Origin of the sequence: Flavobacterium gawalongense (genome assembly GCF_007097265.1) — a bacterium.
GTDB classification, from domain to species: domain Bacteria; phylum Bacteroidota; class Bacteroidia; order Flavobacteriales; family Flavobacteriaceae; genus Flavobacterium; species Flavobacterium gawalongense.
This window is the reverse complement of record NZ_VJZP01000085.1, coordinates 1-1199: the sequence shown is the minus strand read 5'-3', so window position 1 is coordinate 1199 and position 1199 is coordinate 1. Positions and strand designations below refer to the sequence as shown.

Here is a 1199-nt window from a genome sequence, read left to right as displayed (position 1 = left end):
TTTTACAATTCCTAGTTTTCTTTTTTCATCTAAATATAAATAATTTTCTGGATTATAGTACGGGATGTTTTTTACCACCATATTCCAAATTATAACGCCTAATTTTCTTGCAGTGGCACTAATGGCCGACACTCTGCCTTTTCTAAAATTTATTCTATGAAAAAAATCTCTCAAAGGAGTAGATTCTTTTAAATTTCCTATTGCATTTGCGGCATTTCTTAAGGCTATTTTTAAACGATTACTTCCTTTTGGAACTCTGCTACTCAAAACTTTTCCTCCGCTTTTTTTATTGTTTGGAGTCAGACGAAGCCAACTTGCAAAATGCTTTGCAGTTGGAAATTTTCTTATTCCCTCCAAACCTACTTCACTGATAATAGCAAGAAGAGTTGCGTGGCCAAGCCCTTCTATTTTTAGTAAATCTACACCTTCAAAATATTGATAACCTAACAAATTCATATCTATGTTTTTAGGGGTGTTTTTATTGATTCTTTTATGTGTTTTTTCATCAATATAATGCTGTTTTTTATTAGCGTCACTGTTAATAGCTTCATCAAGCATTATCTTGATTTCTTGGTCGCACTTTTCGATTTTATCTTGTAGTTGATTGTAAGTTTCAAATTCTTGTTTTAAAGCAAAAAGATAATCTTTTCTACCATTAGTTTGAAGTGCTTTTGCAATTTCTTGTTCAGTTTTTTTGCAATTGCCATTTCTAAAAGCGGCTAATTTTTCAGGATTAGTTTCTCCATCGCAAATGGCTTGAATTATTTTTAAACCTGTGAGTCCACAAATATCTTTTACAACGACATCTAATCTAAGATTAAGCAGTCGCAAATACTTTTGCATTTTTCGGGAAGTGTCTGCAGCAGTATTTATTAAATTGCTTCTGTGTCGACAATAGGTGCGGAGTTGCTCTGTTTGTAAATCAGGTAAGAAGCTGCCAGAAAGCAATCCAATACTGTGGAGTTTTTGTATCCATTGACAGTCTTGCACATCTGTTTTTTTGCCTTTTATGTTCTTGGTAAATTTTCCATTACACAGAATTACTTGAAATCCATCGGACAATAAAATAGCGTACAACGACTGCCAATAGGTTCCGGTTGATTCCATTGCTACTGTTTTAATTTGACTTTCTTTAAGCCAATCTGATATTGCTTTTAAATCCTCATTATAAACCCCAAACTCTCTAACATCATCATCAT

General features: G+C 33.0%; 1 protein-coding gene. It reads right to left on the bottom strand.

What is annotated here, in order from left to right:
* Nucleotides 1-1199 (bottom strand): IS110 family RNA-guided transposase (locus FNW38_RS17365; protein WP_144065110.1); only part of this gene is annotated, 1199 nt, incomplete at both ends.